The organism is Hydrogenophaga sp. LT287, from assembly GCF_055702805.1.
Genome location: NZ_JBVPZC010000011.1, coordinates 1 through 16,061, shown reverse-complemented (window position 1 = coordinate 16,061; position 16,061 = coordinate 1). Strand labels below are relative to the sequence as shown.

16 protein-coding genes are annotated in these 16,061 nt (G+C 59.8%); 10 read left to right on the top strand and 6 right to left on the bottom strand.

The features are described 5' to 3' along the window. Positions 1-11: 11 nt before the first annotated feature. The 3 genes from AC0GNR_RS10415 to AC0GNR_RS10405 are packed head-to-tail and all read right to left on the bottom strand — an operon-like array spanning position 12 to position 2,301. Positions 12-482: a nuclear transport factor 2 family protein gene (locus tag AC0GNR_RS10415; RefSeq protein WP_472900889.1), complete on the bottom strand. Its 471-nt coding sequence runs from the start codon at positions 480-482 to the stop codon at positions 12-14. Then, positions 479-898, bottom strand: a complete 420-nt coding sequence (locus tag AC0GNR_RS10410; protein ID WP_472900888.1) for an AtuA-related protein — start codon at positions 896-898, stop codon at positions 479-481. Before AC0GNR_RS10410 ends, AC0GNR_RS10415 begins: the two co-directional genes overlap by 4 nt. After that, a complete protein-coding gene (locus AC0GNR_RS10405; RefSeq protein ID WP_472900887.1) occupies positions 895-2,301 on the bottom strand; it encodes an acyclic terpene utilization AtuA family protein in 1,407 nt (468 codons plus the stop codon). The genes AC0GNR_RS10410 and AC0GNR_RS10405 overlap by 4 nt, the downstream gene beginning before the upstream one ends. A gap of 235 nt (positions 2,302-2,536) precedes the next feature. Here AC0GNR_RS10405 and AC0GNR_RS10400 point away from each other — a divergent pair, with 235 nt between their 5' ends. From AC0GNR_RS10400 to AC0GNR_RS10360, 9 genes are all read left to right on the top strand, one after another. Then, positions 2,537-3,412: a branched-chain amino acid ABC transporter permease gene (locus AC0GNR_RS10400; RefSeq protein WP_439114655.1), complete on the top strand. Its 876-nt coding sequence runs from the start codon at positions 2,537-2,539 to the stop codon at positions 3,410-3,412. An 88-nt stretch (positions 3,413-3,500) separates the two neighbouring features. Then, the gene (locus AC0GNR_RS10395; RefSeq protein ID WP_472900886.1) at positions 3,501-4,577 is read left to right on the top strand and encodes a branched-chain amino acid ABC transporter permease; all 1,077 of its coding nucleotides are present in this window, start codon (positions 3,501-3,503) and stop codon (positions 4,575-4,577) included. Positions 4,578-4,710: 133 nt separating this feature from the next. Beyond that, positions 4,711-5,541, top strand: coding sequence for an ABC transporter ATP-binding protein (locus AC0GNR_RS10390; protein WP_472900885.1), 831 nt, complete (start codon positions 4,711-4,713; stop codon positions 5,539-5,541). Continuing rightward, complete coding sequence (locus AC0GNR_RS10385) at positions 5,538-6,326, top strand: ABC transporter ATP-binding protein (protein ID WP_439114658.1); 789 nt, start codon at positions 5,538-5,540, stop codon at positions 6,324-6,326. Before AC0GNR_RS10390 ends, AC0GNR_RS10385 begins: the two co-directional genes overlap by 4 nt. Before the next feature lie 136 nt (positions 6,327-6,462). Next, positions 6,463-8,319 (top strand): AMP-dependent synthetase/ligase, encoded by a 1,857-nt coding sequence (locus AC0GNR_RS10380; protein WP_472900884.1) that lies wholly within the window; start codon positions 6,463-6,465, stop codon positions 8,317-8,319. Positions 8,320-8,376: 57 nt separating this feature from the next. Next, positions 8,377-9,543 (top strand): ABC transporter substrate-binding protein, encoded by a 1,167-nt coding sequence (locus AC0GNR_RS10375; RefSeq protein ID WP_472900883.1) that lies wholly within the window; start codon positions 8,377-8,379, stop codon positions 9,541-9,543. 97 nt (positions 9,544-9,640) lie between these two features. After that, positions 9,641-10,486, top strand: a complete 846-nt coding sequence (locus AC0GNR_RS10370) for a class II aldolase/adducin family protein (protein WP_472900882.1) — start codon at positions 9,641-9,643, stop codon at positions 10,484-10,486. Positions 10,487-10,529: 43 nt separating this feature from the next. Next, positions 10,530-10,940 (top strand): DUF2784 domain-containing protein, encoded by a 411-nt coding sequence (locus AC0GNR_RS10365; RefSeq protein ID WP_472900881.1) that lies wholly within the window; start codon positions 10,530-10,532, stop codon positions 10,938-10,940. Between the two features lie 71 nt (positions 10,941-11,011). Beyond that, the gene (locus AC0GNR_RS10360) at positions 11,012-11,221 is read left to right on the top strand and encodes a hypothetical protein (protein WP_472900880.1); all 210 of its coding nucleotides are present in this window, start codon (positions 11,012-11,014) and stop codon (positions 11,219-11,221) included. 384 nt (positions 11,222-11,605) lie between these two features. Here the strand turns inward: AC0GNR_RS10360 and AC0GNR_RS10355 are convergent, their stop codons facing one another. Genes AC0GNR_RS10355 through AC0GNR_RS10345 form a run of 3 tightly spaced genes read right to left on the bottom strand, consistent with a single transcriptional unit; the run spans position 11,606 to position 14,454 of the window. Further along, positions 11,606-11,944: a hypothetical protein gene (locus AC0GNR_RS10355; RefSeq protein ID WP_472900879.1), complete on the bottom strand. Its 339-nt coding sequence runs from the start codon at positions 11,942-11,944 to the stop codon at positions 11,606-11,608. 36 nt (positions 11,945-11,980) lie between these two features. Continuing rightward, the gene (locus AC0GNR_RS10350; RefSeq protein ID WP_472900878.1) at positions 11,981-13,528 is read right to left on the bottom strand and encodes an Eco57I restriction-modification methylase domain-containing protein; all 1,548 of its coding nucleotides are present in this window, start codon (positions 13,526-13,528) and stop codon (positions 11,981-11,983) included. Next, the gene (locus AC0GNR_RS10345; RefSeq protein WP_472900877.1) at positions 13,522-14,454 is read right to left on the bottom strand and encodes a hypothetical protein; all 933 of its coding nucleotides are present in this window, start codon (positions 14,452-14,454) and stop codon (positions 13,522-13,524) included. Before AC0GNR_RS10345 ends, AC0GNR_RS10350 begins: the two co-directional genes overlap by 7 nt. A 184-nt stretch (positions 14,455-14,638) precedes the next feature. Here AC0GNR_RS10345 and AC0GNR_RS10340 point away from each other — a divergent pair, with 184 nt between their 5' ends. After that, positions 14,639-15,670, top strand: coding sequence for an IS110 family RNA-guided transposase (locus tag AC0GNR_RS10340; protein WP_472900876.1), 1,032 nt, complete (start codon positions 14,639-14,641; stop codon positions 15,668-15,670). Positions 15,671-16,061: the final 391 nt, after the last annotated feature.

Sequence of the window (16,061 nt, the reverse complement as noted above, 5' to 3'; positions counted from 1 at the left end):
ATAGAAAACGGTCAGGCGGCTGCGGCCAGCGCAGCCAGTGGCGCGGGCATGGCAGACGAATGGTGGTCCACGATGCGCCACAGGCCGGATATGCCTGCGGTGCGGCGGTAAGTGAAGCTGAAGCGGGCCGGCACCTCGCGCAGGTGCGGCGCGGGGGACAGCGTGAGCGTGTAGCGGCCCGAGCTCACCGCCACGTCGCCAAACACCCTGGGCAGCGCCTCCACCAGCGCCATGCGGGGCACGGGTTGCAGGGCAAACACAGCGTCGAAATACGCCGCAATGCCCTGTGGCGTGGTGATGAGCTGCGTGGCGGTTGTGCCCCAGAGCACCGCTTGCGGGTCGTACAGCGCGGCCATGGCCGCCGCATCGGCGCGGTTGAAGGCTGCGATCCAGGCCTCGGTGGCAGAGCGCACCGAAGCTTCATCCATGTCAGCACAGGCCTTGGCCGCCTCAGGCTTGCGGCCGATCAGCGCCGCGTTCATGGCGCGCCCTCGCCCCACCAGCCCACGCGCGGGGCGGCCAGCGCCTCGGCCAGCTCGGCGGGCGTCACCTCAACCTCCATGCGCAGCAGCGCACCCGCCATGGATTTGCCCAGGTTGTCCAGCCGCAGGTTGCGCGCGCCACCGCCTTGCAGTGCACCCCGCAGCACCAGTTTGATCGCCAGCAGGTTGGGTAACAGCCAGGCGTCCACCTCGCCAGTCATGTCGCTCCCCAGCCACGGCATGAAGTGGGTGCGCACCCGCTCGGCCGTCACTTCGCGGGCCAGCAGCGCGTAGCCCGCTGCGTTCCAGGCGAACAGGCCAAAGTCCACCCAGTCGGCCTTGTCGCCGCTGCGGGCGTGGGCCAGGCGCGCCAGCGGCACGCGAACCTTGTCCTTCATGTCAACCGATGTGTTCATGGCGCCGACCCTTCCAGCAGTTGCACGCGCACACCTGGCTCCACCGCCGCGCGGGGCACCAGGGTGGGCCAGATGCCCAGCAGTTCGCTGGTGTTGTGCAGGCCATGAAAGCCGCAGGTGTAGGCCGGCCCGCTCAGCGCGAGCCAGGGAAACAAGCGCCCGAAGCCATCGGCGGCGGCTTTCACCGGGGTGCGCAGCACCATGCGTGTCCACACCTCGTTGAGCTGGTTGAGGGCGTCGGCATCGGGCAGGGGCGCCAGGGCGCCGTGGGCCGAATTCAGGCCGGGGTGCTCGATGTACAGCTCGTCGTGCGGTATGCGTTTTTCAAGCAACTGGGTGAGGATAGCGGACTGCGCGGCCTGAGCCTTGTCCCAGGCATCGGGCCATGAAAAGCCCCAGGTCACCTCGGCTTTGTAGCCGTCGCGGTAGCCAGCCACCACCTTCAGCTGGTCGCTCGGCGCCTGCCCGCGTGCACCCGTGAGGCGCACCCGGTCGTGACCTTCGTCGTGCAGGGTGATATGGCCCATGTCCAGCACCACGTCGGGCGCATGGTAAGCGTGCGGGTTGTGCACCTCATACAGCAACTGCTGGCGCACGGTGTCGAAGTTGACGCGCCCGCCCGTGCCCGGCGCCTTGGTGATGAGCGCGGTGCCGTCTTCCCACACCTCGGCAATGGGGTAGCCAATATGCGTCAGGTCGGGTATGGCCTGCCAGGCACCCTGGCTGCCAAAGTTGCCGCCACTGCCCTGGCCCGAGCATTCCAGCAGGTGCCCCACGGTGAGGCCTTGCGCCAGGCGGTCCAGGTCGGCCTGGGCCGTGGCGCCGGTGAGCGTCCAGCCCAGGCTGTGCACCAGCGGGCCCAAAAACAGCGCTGCGTCGGCCACGCGCCCGGTGATGACGATGTCGGCCCCCGCGTCCAGCGCCTGCACGATGGGCTGCGCGCCCAGGTAGGCGTTGCCAAACACCAGGCGCTCGCGCACACCCGCCACCGGTTCGCCGGTGAACAGGTGCGCCCAACCGTCGGCCGGCTTTGAGGCGTCGAGCAACTGCGGCAACACGTCGTCGCCGGTGACCACCGCCACCCGCGCCGTGAAACCTTTGGCGGCAAATGCCGCCAGCACCGCCTGCGCGGCTCCGTGCGGGTTGAGCCCGCCCGCGTTGCACACAAAGCGCACGCCGCGCTCAGCCATGAGCGGCCATAGCCGCAGCAGCATGGGCACCACATCGCGGGCATAGCCCAGCGCCGGGTCGCGCTGGCGGTCTTTTTGCAAAATGGCCAGGGTGAGTTCGGCCAGGTGGTCGCTGGCGATGAACTGCACGTTGCCGCGTTCGATGCTCGCGACCACCGGTTCCCAGTTGTCGCCGTAAAAGCCGAGACCGGCACCAATGCGTATGGACTTCATGGCAGGCTCTTAACAATGAAGTATTCAGCATAGCGCCCCGGCATGCGTTCACCAAGCGGCCGCTTGGCACAAATGTCCGTTGTGTCGCCTACAGCACTGTCCTGCGGGAAACCCCCATGGGCAAGCCTTTGAGTCCCCGACTAAGCTCCGCAAAAGCACGGGCGTTCGGAAATGCCACCTGCATACGCAGGTGTTCACCCGTCTGGCGCCCCAGAGAACAATTTAGGAGACAAGCGTGCAATTGCTGCAACTGCTCATCAGCGGTGTGGCCCAGGGCTGTATCTACGGACTCATCGCCCTGGGTTTCGTGCTGATCTACAAGGCCACCGAAACGGTGAGCTTTGCCCAGGGCGACCTGATGATGGTGGGCGCCTTTGGCGGCCTGGCCGCCATGACCGTGCTGGGCTTCCCGTTCTGGCTGTCGGTGCCCGCCGCCATTGTGGGCATGGGCGTGTTTGGCGTGCTGCTGGAGCGGGTGGTGATCCGCCCCATCCTGGGCCAGCCGGCGTTTTCCATCGTGATGCTGACGATTGGAGTGGGCTATGTGCTGCGCGGGCTCATCACCATGATCCCCGACATTGGCACCGACACCCACACCCTGCCCGTGCCCTATGCGGGCGAGGTGCTGCGCCTGGGCACGCTGGTGGTGTCGGCCGAGCAGGTGGTGGTGATTGGCGCCACCGCCGTGCTGTGCGCCGGCCTGTTTGCCATGTTCCGCTACACCAAGCTCGGTATTGCCATGCAGGCTTCGTCGCAAAACCAGCTGGCGGCTTATTACATGGGCATTCCCGTGAAGCGGCTCAACGGCCTGGTGTGGGGCCTGGCTGCCGCGGTGGCGGCCATTGCCGGCCTGCTGCTCGCGCCCATCACCTTTGTGCACGCCAACATGGGCTTCATCGGCCTCAAGGCGTTCCCGGCGGCGGTGGTGGGCGGCTTTGGCAGCCTGCCCGGCGCCATTGTGGGCGGGCTGATCATTGGCATCGTGGAGGCGCTGGCGGGCTTCTACATGGCCGAAGGCTTCAAGGACATTGCGCCTTACATCGTGGTGCTGATCATGCTGGTGCTCAAGCCCAACGGGCTGTTCGGCGAAAAACTCCGAAAAAAGGTTTGATGACATGAACCCCCACGTTCATCACTTCGTGTATTCACTGCCCCCCGAGGGGGCCTCAGCCTCCTTGAGGCGGCTCTGCGGAGACTAAATGAGATTTCTCTTCAAGACCGACTACAACCAGGACATCCGGCTGGCCAAGCACGGCGGCCATACCTTCTGGTACAGCCTGCTGGGCGTGCTGCTGGTGGCAGCGCCCTGGCTTATTCAAGAGTACTGGCTGGCGCAACTCACCTTTGTGCTGATCTACGCCATCGTCGGCCTGGGGCTGATGCTGCTCGCCGGCTTCACGGGCCTGTTTTCGCTGGGCCATGCGGCGTTTCTGGGCGTGGGCGCTTACACGCAGGCCATCATGGTCAACGCGGGCGTGCCGTTTCCCATTGCGCTGGCTTGCGCGGGTTTGCTGTCGGCCGCTGTGGGCATGGTGGTGGGCTTGCCGGCGCTGAGGGTGAAAGGCATTTACCTGGGCATGGCCACACTGGCGTTTGGCTTCATTGTGGAAGAGGGCATGGCGCGCTGGGAAAGCATGACCGGCGGCAACTCGGGCCTGATGGTGAACCAACCCAGCCTGTTTGGCTGGGAACTGGACTCGTCCAACGAGTTTTACTTCTTGTGCCTGCTGATCACCGTGGCGTCCACGCTGGCCATCGTCAACCTCATGCGCTCAAGCACCGGCCGGGCGTTTGTCGCTATCCGCGACTCGGAAATTTCTGCGCAGAGCATGGGCATTCACCTGGCGCGCTACAAAACCATGAGCTTTGCGCTGTCGGCTGCGCTGGCCGGTATTGGCGGTGCGCTGTACGCCCACAAGATCCAGTTTTTGTCGCCCGACCAGTTCAGCCTGCTGCAGTCGGTCGACCTGCTGCTGATGGTGGTGATTGGCGGCCTGGGCTCCATCCACGGGGCGTTTCTGGGTGCCATTTTCATCATCGTCATGCCGCAGCTGATCGCCATTGGCAAAGACTTTTTGCCCGCCGTGATTGGTGAAGCCGCCGGCATCAAGGGCGTGGTCTACGGCATGGTGTTGATCGCCATTGTGTTGTTTGAACCCATGGGTCTGTACGGCCGCTGGCTCAAGATCCGCACCTACTTCCAGCTCTTTCCGTTCTACCGCAAGGGTATGTTCAAGCGGCAAAAGAGCTTCCAAAAATCCGACCGGTTGAAATGATGGAACACCACCCCCGCGCCGCTTCGCGTCACCCCCTCAAGGGGGCAACACCTGCCACCCGGCAAAGCCGGTTCGGCGGTGTTCCCGGCTTGGGCTTCTTCGCCTGTGCCGCTTCTGTTTTGGCGAGTCTTTCATGACAGACGACATCCTTCTTTCAGCGAAGAACCTCAGCGTGCGCTTCGGCGGCGTGCTGGCGGTCAACAACGTGAGCTTCGATGTGAAGCGCGGCGAGGTGTTCACCCTGATCGGGCCCAACGGCGCCGGCAAGACCACGGTGTTCAACCTCATCAGCCGCATCTACACGCCCACCACCGGCACCATCGACTACGCCGGGCCGCAAGGCATGCTCAAGCTCACCGACCAGCCGCCGCACAAAATAGCCAGCCTGGGCATTGCGCGCACCTTTCAAAACATCGAGCTGTTTGAACACGCCACGGTGCTGCAAAACCTGCTGATTGGCCGCCACACCCACCGCAAAACCGGGCTCTGGAGCGAGATTTTCTTCACCGCCAAAACCCGCGCAGCCGAAATTGAGGCGCGTGAAAAAGTCGAGCAGGTCATTGAACTGCTGGACCTGCAACACCACCGCGAATCGATGGTGGCCGGGCTGCCTTATGGCGTGCGCAAAGTGGTTGAGCTGGCGCGCGCTTTGTGCACCGAACCCAAGCTGCTGCTGCTGGACGAACCCTCTTCAGGCCTGAACGTGGAAGAAACCGAAGACATGGCGTTCTGGATCACCGACATCAAGGACGAGCTGGGCATCACGGTGCTGATGGTGGAACACGACATGACCCTGGTGTCCAAGGTGTCCGACCGCGTGCTGGCCATGAGCATGGGCGCCGAACTGGCCACCGGCACACCGGCCGAAGTGCAGCGCGACCCCGGCGTGATCGAGGCCTACCTGGGCTCGGTGGACGACGTGTCCAGCCTGCGGCGTGAGAACCACGTGGGAGCATCCGCATGACGGCCCCGGTCACTGACAACGCCGTGCTCAAGCTGCTCAACGTCGAGAGCGCCTACGGCCCCATCAAAGCCATTCGTGGCGTGAGCCTGCAGGTGCGCCGCGGCGAAATTGCCACCGTGCTGGGCAGCAACGGCGCGGGCAAAACCACCATTCTGAAAACCATCAGCGGCATCATCGACCCGCGCAAGGGCAGCATCGAATTCAAGGGCGAAAACATCACCGCCCAGGACCCGGCGCACATCGTGCAGCAGGGCCTGATGCACGTGCCCGAAGGGCGCGAAGTGTTTCCGCTGCTCTCGGTGCGCGACAACCTGCTGATGGGCGCCTACACCCGCAAAGACCGCGACGGCGTGGCGCGCGACATGGAGGTGGTGTTCAACTACTTTCCCATTTTGCGTGAGCGCGCACTGCAAGACGCCGGCCTGCTCTCGGGCGGCCAGCAGCAGATGCTGGCCATCAGCCGCGCCCTCATGGCCAACCCCGACCTGATCTTGCTCGACGAACCGAGCCTGGGCCTGAGCCCGAAGCTCACCAAAGAGATCTTCGAGATCGTGGTGCGCATCAACCGCGAGCGCGGCACCACCATCTTGCTGGTGGAGCAAAACGCCAACATGGCGCTGAACGCTTCGGACTACGGCTACGTGCTGGAAAACGGCCGCATCGTGATGGAAGACACCTGCGCCCACCTGCGCGAGAAGGACGACATCAAGGAGTTTTACCTGGGCATGAAGGAAGAAGGCGTGCGCGCAGACCGGCGCTGGAAGAAGAAGAAAAATTGGCGCTAGATGTGGCTCCCCCCGCAGCGCTTCGCGCTACCCCCCAGGGGGCGGCACTGGCCGTCTGGCAAAGCCAGCCCGGCTGTGCCCTGGGTTGCACGGCTCCCCTGCGTATCGAATGTGGTTTTGACCTTGGACATCGAGCATGAGTAATCTCTGGGACCTCTCCGGCATCCAGCCGCAAACCGCCGTGGTGTTGCCCGGCGACACCATTCCAGCCATGTTCTGGAACGCGGTGAAAGCGCGTGGCCCCAACGTCTGGATGCGGCAGAAAGACTTTGGCATCTGGCACAGCTGGACCTGGAACCAGACCGCCGAGGCGGTGCGCGAAATCGGCAACGGCCTGCTGGCGCTGGGCTTCGCGCCGCACGACACGGCCTCCATCTTGTCCAACACCAACATCGACTGGGTGCTGGCCGACATTGCCGTGCTCAGCGCGGGCGGCGTGTCCAACGGCATTTACCCCACCGACGCAGCCGAGCAGGTGCAGTACCTGTGTGAAGACTCCAGCACCACGGTGCTGTTTGTGGAAGACGACGAACAGCTCGACAAAGCCCTGGCCGTGCGCGAGCAACTGCCCAAGCTGCGCAAGATTGTGGTGTTTGACATGGAAGGCCTGCGCGACCTGCACGACCCGCAAGTGATGAGCCTGGACGCGCTGCGCGCGCTGGGCCGCGAGCACGCCAAACAATTCCCCGACGCCTTGCAAGCCCGCGTGGCCGCTTGCAAACCCAGCGACCTCGCCATTTTGGTTTACACATCAGGCACCACCGGCAAACCCAAAGGCGCCATGCACAGCCACCACGGGCTGGTGTACACCGTGCGCGGCTACAACACGCTCATTGCCCGCAGCGACGCCGACGAATGCATGTGCTTCTTGCCGCTGTGCCACATTGCCGAGCGCATGGGCGGCGAGTATTTTTCGCTCTACACCGGCGCCAAACTCAACTTCGTTGAAAACCCCGAAACCGTGCCGGAAAACGTGCGCGAGATCGCACCCACGGTGTTCACCGCCGTGCCCCGCGTGTGGGAAAAGTTTTACTCCGGCGTCATGATCACGCTGAAAGAAGCCGGCAAGCTGCAGCAAGCCGCCTACGCCTGGTCCATTGGTGTGGGCCAGCGCGTGGCCGACCTGGTGATGGCGCAACAGCCGGTGCCCGCCCCGCTCAAGCTGCAGTTTCACCTGGCGCGGGTGCTGGTGCTCAACAACGTGCGCAAGCTCATCGGCATTCACAAAGCGCGTTTTCTGGTCACCGGCGCCGCGCCCATTTCACCCGAGCTGGTGCGCTGGTACATGGCCCTGGGCGTACCCATGCTGGAGGTGTGGGGCATGACCGAAACCTGCGGCGCGTCCACCGGCGTGCCGGCCGAGCGCATCAAGCCCGGCTCCATTGGCCCAGCCGCGAGCTACAACGACGTGCGGCTGGACCCGGTCACCAGCGAAATCTTGGTGCGCGGGCCCAACGTGTTCATGGGCTACCTCAACCAGCCCGAGAAAACCGCCGAGACCATCGACGCCGATGGCTGGCTGCACACAGGCGATGTGGGCGTGGTCGATGAGGAAGGGTTTTTCCGCATCACCGACCGCATGAAAGACATCATCATCACCGCAGGCGGCAAGAATATCACCCCCAGCGAACTGGAAAACGAGTTGAAGTTCTCGCCCTACGTGACCGACGCGGTGGTGATCGGCGACAAGCGCCCTTACCTCACCGTCATCATCATGATTGATCAGGAGAACGTCGAAAAATATGCGCAGGACAACGACGTGCCGTTTTCCAACTACGCCAGCCTCACGCGTGCCCCCGAAGTGCAGCAGCTTATTCAAGACGAGATCGACCGCGTCAATAGAAAGTTTGCCCGGGTGGAACAGATCAAAAAGTTCTTCCTGCTCGACACCCAGCTCAGCGCCGAAGACGAAGAACTCACGCCCACCATGAAGCTCAAGCGCAAGCTGGTGGAAAAGAAATACAACCCGCAAATTGAAGCTATGTACAGCTGACGCGCAGCCAGTGCTTTTTGATCACCCATCCCATTCACAACGAAGGAGACACGAGACATGAAACACACCCTGACATTGATCGCCGCCAGCCTGGCCCTGGCCAGCACAGCGGCCATGGCGCAGTCGCAAGGCGTCAGCAAAAACGAGCTGGTGCTGGGCTCCATTCAAGACCTGTCCGGCCCACTGGCCGGCTTTGGCAAGCAGGTGCGCTTTGGCATGATGCTGCGCGTGGACGAAGCCAACGAGCAAGGCGGCATCAACGGCCGCAAGATCAAGCTGCTGGTGGAAGACTCGGGCTACGAGCCACGCCGCGCCGTGCTGGCCGCGCAGAAGCTCGTCAACCAGGACAAGATTTTTGCCATGGTTGGCCACATTGGCACCGCCCAAAACATGGCCGCCATGCCGGTGCAGTTTCAGAAGAACGTGATCAACTTCTTCCCCGTGACCGCCGCGCGTGAAATGTACGAGCCATTCCACAAGCTCAAGTACTCGTTTGCCGCCACCTACTACGACCAGATGCGCGTGGCCGTGCCCAAGCTGGCCAAAGAGAAAAACGCCAAGAAGGTGTGCACCATGTACCAGGACGACGAGTTCGGCCTGGAAGTGTTCCGCGGCGCCGAGGCCGGCCTGAAGGCAGCGGGCATGCAGTTTGCCGAAGTCACCACCTACAAGCGCGGCGCCACAGACTTCTCGTCGCAAATGCAAAAGCTGGCTTCGTCCCAGTGCGACCTGGTCGTCATGGGCACCATCATTCGCGAGACCATTGGCGGCATTGCCACCGCCCGCCGCCTGGGCTTCAACCCCACCTTTATCGGCTCCAGCGCCGCTTACACTGACTTGATCCACAAGCTGGGCGGCCCCGCCATGAACGGCTTCTACGCCACCATGACGGTGCAAAACCCCTACACCGACGAAGCTTCACAGCCGATCCGGTTCTGGGCCAACAAGTACAAGACCAAGTTCAACGAAGACCCGACCGTGTTCTCGGTGTACGGCTACTCGCTGGTTGACTCGTTCTTGCGCGCCGCCAGCAAAGCCGGCACCAACCTGACCACCGAAAGCTTCATCAAAGCCATGGACACGATGGTGATCCCACCGGACATTTTCGGCAGCTCCCAGATGACCTTCAGCCCCACCAAGCGCCTGGGCAGCGACGCCACCCGCCTGTCGCAGCTGCAAGACAACCGCTGGAAAGTGGTGTCTGAGTATTTCAAGGTGAACTGAGCACGGTCTCTGTTCAGCGCGGCCGTCAGTGTGCAAACGCTGACGGCCTTTTTTCATTGAAACGAGGCACGTTGCCCCTTCCCCCGCAGGACCCGAGATGCACATCACGCCCCAGCGCGAGCCGCGCTTTGACCCCCTCACCGACGAGAAGGTTTCGATCTACCAACCCGACCAGCACGGGCGCATATTCCCCGGCATTCCCCACTTCACCAGCCACGCCGAGCACCGGCGCCACCTGAAAGAACGGCTCGTGGGCGCCTGCCGCGCCTTTGCGCTGCAGGGCTTTGACTACGGCTTTGCCGGGCACCTGACGGTGCGCGACCCCGAGCACCCGCACCTGTATTGGACCAACCCCATGGCGGTGCATTTTGCGCAGGTCAAGGTGTCCAACCTGATCCTGGCCGACCACCAGGGCCATGTGGTCGAGGGCCAGCATGCGATCAACCGCGCCGGCTTTGTGCTGCACGCCGCCGTGCACGAAGCCCACCCGGACATCGTCGCCATGTGCCACGCCCACACGCTGTACGGCACGGCGTTTGCGGCACTCGCCCAGCCGCTGGAGCCCATCTCGCAAGACGCCGCCGCGTTCTTTGAAGACCATGTGGTCATCAGCGACGAAGCCGGTCAAGTCGCGGTCGAGGTAAAAGCCGGGTTGAAAGTGGCCGACTGGTTCAAAGGCGTCAAAGCCGCCATCCACCAAAACCACGGTCTGCTGACCGCCAGCCGCCACAGCATCGAAGCGGCCGCGTTCTGGTTCATTGCGCTGGAACGCTGTTGCCAGCAGCAGCTCCTGGTGCAAGCCACAGGCATCAAACCCCGGCTGGTGCCGCCGGAGAAGGCACGCTACAGCCGCGAGCACGTCGGCAGCGAATACATTGGCTGGCTGCACTTCCAGACCATCTGGAACGACTTGCTGCGCACCCAGCCCGACATGTTCGATTGAGCAGCACAGCAACCCGGCCCGCCAACGCGGCCACACCACCCCCATGAGCATCACGCCCGCCTGGGCGGCCCTGCTGGCCGACACCCTGCTGGCCCTGCACCTGGGGCTGGTGGTGTTTGTGGTGGGTCTGCTGCCGCTGGTGTTGCTGGGTGGCGCAAGGGGTTGGCGCTGGGTGCGCCGGCGCGGCCTGCGCCTCACCCACCTGGGCCTCATGGCCTTCATCACCGCACAAACCTGGCTCGGCCAGCTCTGCCCCCTGACCGTCTGGGAACAAGACCTGCGCCGCCTGGCCGGCCAGGGCAGCTACACGCAAAGTTTCATCGAGCACTGGCTGTCGCGCCTGCTGTATTGGGAAGCCCCTTGGTGGGTGTTTGTGGCGGCCTACACCGCGTTTGCGGTGCTGGTGGCGGTGGCGTGGTGGTGGGTACCACCGAAGGGCCACCTTGCTGAATGACAGGTCACGCGGCGTCAAACGGTAATCAAATCAAACCGCGCAAAAATGGTGTTTCATACAATCCCCAACCTATGAAACCACCCGTCGCCCATGCCGAATTGATCGCCACTTTCAAGCGGGCTGAAGCCGATGCTGCGCACAAGCGCAGCCTGATCAACAAGGCCGCCCAAAAAGGCCCCAAAGCCATTCAAGCCGCCGTCGATACGGCGGCACGGGCGGACAAACGCAGGGACGCGTTTGCGAAAAAGCTGCAGGCCTTGGGTGTGATGCTGGAGGGTTGAGCGGCGCTCAATTTCTCGAGAAAAATCAGCGCTGCGGCGCGCCGGGACGGGCGACTGTTGCGGGGCTGTTTTTGGCCAGGAGCAGGCGCTGCTAGGTCAGCGAAGCAGTAGTTCAACTACCAAGGTAACCGGCGCCGGAGCCCGCCAGGGCGGAGGGCACAACCAAGGGCCATGAAAATGCCGAAGGCATGGCCCTTGGTTGCGTCCGAGTTGACCTGACAGTTAGGCTGGGGCGCGGAGTGGAAGGTTTTCATAGTACGTGAGCCTACGGTTGAAGGTGTCGCACTTCACGTGTCAATCCACGCCCCAGCGGCGGCTCTCGACCGAGAACCAGCGGATCAACGCTGACGATGCAGACTTGCGTGAACGCAGGCAGCGCAGCACTCATAGCAGGGAAGCAACCCACATAGCTGAAAGAGACAGGGCAACAACCACGCTGACGAAGGCACTCAGCACTTCACCGCGCCGCTTCTCCGACGTGAGGAGGTTGCTCGTGATCAACTCATGACCCGGCAAAAGCAACGAAAAGAACCAACGCGTACGCCAGACAGCCAACGCGTACGAGAGGCTCGTGAGAACCACGGTGGACAACAGAAAAGGCGGAATATAACGAGCGACCGACGGCGTCCACCGCTGCGCAACCTCGGGCAGCAGCGCCAGAAACACCACCATGGCGACGCCTTGCGCAACGCGGCGGCGGACGAGTGCAGGATTAACGATCATGAGGCCTAACGTAGAAGTCACCGGCGCTGCGCGGCTTTATCGCGCAGCGTCCGTGTGGACTGCCGGGTTATGCGTTTTTATGCCGAAGATTTGATCGAAATATCCATTCATCTCGCACAAGTCAGATTCTCCGATTTCTCTATTTTTTGCAAGGTCGCACAGCTTACAAACTATGGCTGAAACTTCATCGAGTTGGCATTGCCCTGGAATTATGAGGGGTATTTTTTTTATGTAATTTGACGAATTATTTGTGCTTGCGTTAATGGTTCTAATAAGTTGATTGCATATTCTTGAATTAAAAAAGCCTAACAAATACATCAGTAAATGCTGCATCCCTTCTTTTGGAAAAATCCCAACTATAGATTGATCAAATAATCTGCCATCTATCAGCGAGCCAGTAATTGAACTGGACGAAACCATAGGCACAGCGATGCCTTGACTGAAATAAAACCGAGAATTTTGAAATCTCGCTTTTTTCTTGTTGACCACTTTGTAGTCGTGTACTGAAGCTTTGCTCCAATCCATAAACCATTCTGAAGGTTTATGGAAACGCCGGTTTCCACCCTTAACAATCGGCACCCAGTAATTTTTACCTACAATCCCTTCAAGCGGTGGGTTTAACTGGTGATTGATATCGCAAATCAAATTTTCATCAACGGAGGCATATTTTTTTGCCCCGCGAACAACAGAATTTGCTCTTCTTAAATAATGAGCGTCATTGCCAGAATAGAAACCAGTTACAACATGACAGATGGTGTCAACTGTTGGCAAATCCTGATCCAAAAGATTTTGAACCCTTGATTCATCGGAAAGATAGAAAGAGAGCGAAGGGTTTGTTTTTAACTTCCCATATGAGAGCCTGCCAGCTACAAAGGATTCCTTCTTTGGCGTTAGCAAGGCTTCTAGCTCCTCCGGGCTGGAAAGCCCTTTGTATATAGGGAAGCTCCATTCATTGGAAACGCGGGATTTTTTGATTGAAATTATTGAAAGCCCAGCATATCCAAAATTTACGCCAGGGAAATATTTTGATGGGAATAATGCAATTGATTCGATTTTGTATTCGGAAAGAATCTTATTTCTTAACCCTTCGTGCATATGAAGGGTTAAGAAAGTGTCAGGGACAATAAACACCAAGCGTCCATTTGGTTTAAGCAATTCCATTGCTCTGACCAAAAATATTCCATATGTCTCTTTCGCATATATATCGGGATAGGTGCTTTTCAGTCTTGCCCTCTTTTCTGGGGTTTGATAAGCACCGTAAGGTGGATTGGCGATAACCCTGTCAAAGATCGGTTCCAATTCAAGGAAAGCAAAGTCGGCCTGCTGAATATGCACATTGCTGGAGGTTCGATATTTGTTTATTAAATTGCCAACACTTTTACCATCAATTTCGAAGGCAGCGATACTCGACTTATAATTTTGGCTGAGAAGCTCGTCAATGAATGCGCCATCACCAGCGCACGGCTCTAAAATTGACATTTCAGAATCGCATTCCAATAGCCCAACCATATAGCCTGTTATGTGGTTACAACTTGTATAGAATGCTTGAAACTCGTCCGTTTTTCTCTTGGCTAGAGCTACCATGTTAAATACTTCGTAAGATCATTCGCATGAAAATGGTCGTGTGTTTCTTGTGAGAGGTCGTTACTCCATGAAATATTGTTTTCTATCCAGCCTGCTAAATCAAAGCCGCTATATTCGTGAATTTTTTCATAAGTTTCTGCGCCGCAATAGACACCCCAGATGCCTGAATTCTTGAGCGTCTGAAGATAATGGTTATTATCGTCTTCGTTTGCCCTTACAAATAACAGGCACTCATTATTTGCGCCAATGATGTTTTTGTATATTGATGCCACCAATAGCAGACGGTTTGTATTTCCTTTTTCGTTAGATTGAAATCCGCTCTTGAAGTCAACGTTGAAATTGTTTTGCCCTATTCTGAAGTGGAGATCAAGCTCCAGCTTGATTTCGCCAGAGGTAACCAGACTCCAGACTTTGTCGTAATACGAAAGCAGTTGTTCTTTTTCTTCATTTTTCAGATTTAGATTAAAGATGTACTGCCGAATCTCTTCTTGCAGTCGCTCTTTGACCTCTGAGAATAATGGAGGCTCATAAAGTTCAACGTCATTTCTTACAGGGTAGTCGAAGCAAAGTTTGCAGAACGGCTCCCATAGTTCTCCAACTCTTCGGGAGAATGCCATGTATTCATATGGCCAAACCATATTCCTGAACTCAATCATTACAACGTAAGAGCAGTAAGTTACGATAAGGATATTCTTTAAGACCTCATCCCTGCTCCACCCCTGAGCTAAGGCACGCTGAAAAATTATGGTTTTTAGATTTGTTGTAGTAAGCGTTATTGCTTTGTTTATTGCAGCGCCACGTTCCTTGTAGTCCCGTTCACCGTGGATTCGAATAATTTCGCCATGTGATTCGGCTGCTCGATCGCGCAAGTAGCGCAAAATTTCGGCTTTTTGTGTATAGAGATTTCTAGTTACGTGCATGTCCATTTTCTTCTCTCTGTAATAGGGCCGATATTGGCACAAATGTCCGGTGACGCCTAACGAATGAAAGGGACTTCCCCGTCCCGAGCGAGCCGCGCACCGTGAGGCTTGCGGTTTTCGGCAACTGAGTGCCACGATGGGAAGCTCGAACTTTTCATCAACTCACTCGTTTTTGCGGAAGGGGAAGTCCATGTCTGCCATTGTCACCGTCGGAATCGATCTCGCCAAGAATGTCTTTGCCGTTCATGGTGTGGACGCCACAGGCAAGCCCGCCCTGGTGCGGCCCACTGTGCCGCGCGCCAAACTGCTCGAATTCATCGCCTCGCTGCCGCCGTGCCTCATCGGCATGGAAGCCTGCTCCGGCGCCCACCACTGGGCGCGTGAGTTTGCAAAGTGCGGCCACACCGTGCGCCTAATGGCGCCCAAGTTCGTCATCCCCTACCGCCTCTCGGGCAAGCGCGGCAAAAACGACGCGGCCGATGCCGCCGCCATCTGCGAAGCCGTCACCCGGCCCAACATGCGCTTCGTACCGATCAAATCGATTGAACAACAAGGCCAGTTGCTGGTGCACCGTGCCCGCCAGGGTTTTGTGGAGCAGCGTACCGCCACCTTCAACCGCATCCGGGGTCTGCTCTCGGAGCTGGGCATCGTGCTGCCGCTCAAGGCAGCCGTGGTGCGCCGCGAAGCCATGGCCCGCCTGGAGGATTTGCCCGGCTGGGCCAACACGGTGATTGGGGACCTGCTGAACGAGGTCGCCCGGCTCGACGAACGTATTGGCCAGTACGACCGGCACATCCAGACCATGGCCCGCCAAAGCACGCCCGCGCAGCACTTGATGCAATTGGCGGGCATTGGCGAGACCACGTCCACGGCGCTGGTCAGCACCGTGGGCAATGGGCACGACTTTGCCTGCGGCCGCCAGTTCTGCGCCTGGCTCGGGCTGGTGCCCGGGCAGTACAGCTCAGGTGGGAAACAGCGCTTGGGCCGCATCACCAAGGCTGGCGACCCGTACCTGCGCAGCCTGCTGGTGATGGGCGCCAGGGCGGTGCTGGCGCTGGCGATGAACAAGACAAACCCCAGACAAGACCCGGTCAGCCGCTGGGCTCGCGCGCTGGCCGAGCGGCGCGGCTACTGGCGCGCGGTGGTGGCCGTGGCGGCCAAGAACGCGCGCATGTGCTGGGCGGTGTTGCAACGTGGGGAGGGGTTCAAGATGCCTGCCTGAACCACGCCTGCCACGACTTGAAGTGACATGACATCCGAGATCCCACAGTCCGCCGCGTGAAGGCCTAAAGTTGATGTGCAAAGGTTGGACCTGCGCTGGGGAATGCTCGATTAGCTCAAGGGGATAACGGGGGAGAAATCTCCCCAAGCCCGACTAACGAATGGAGCCCCCGGCGCGCGTCTTTCATCAGGGTCCGCTGCCAGCAGATGCAGCACCAATGACCGTTTGTAGTACCGCCGTCCGCACCCTTTGCATCACGACATCAACCGCCCGCCGTCTGCTGCGAATGTTGGATCTGATTGGAAAAACTGGAATACCGATACCTGGGTCTATTGCTGCGCAATAGACCCAGGATGGAGGCTGCTTGCAATCTGGGGGGAAGCCCTTGTAG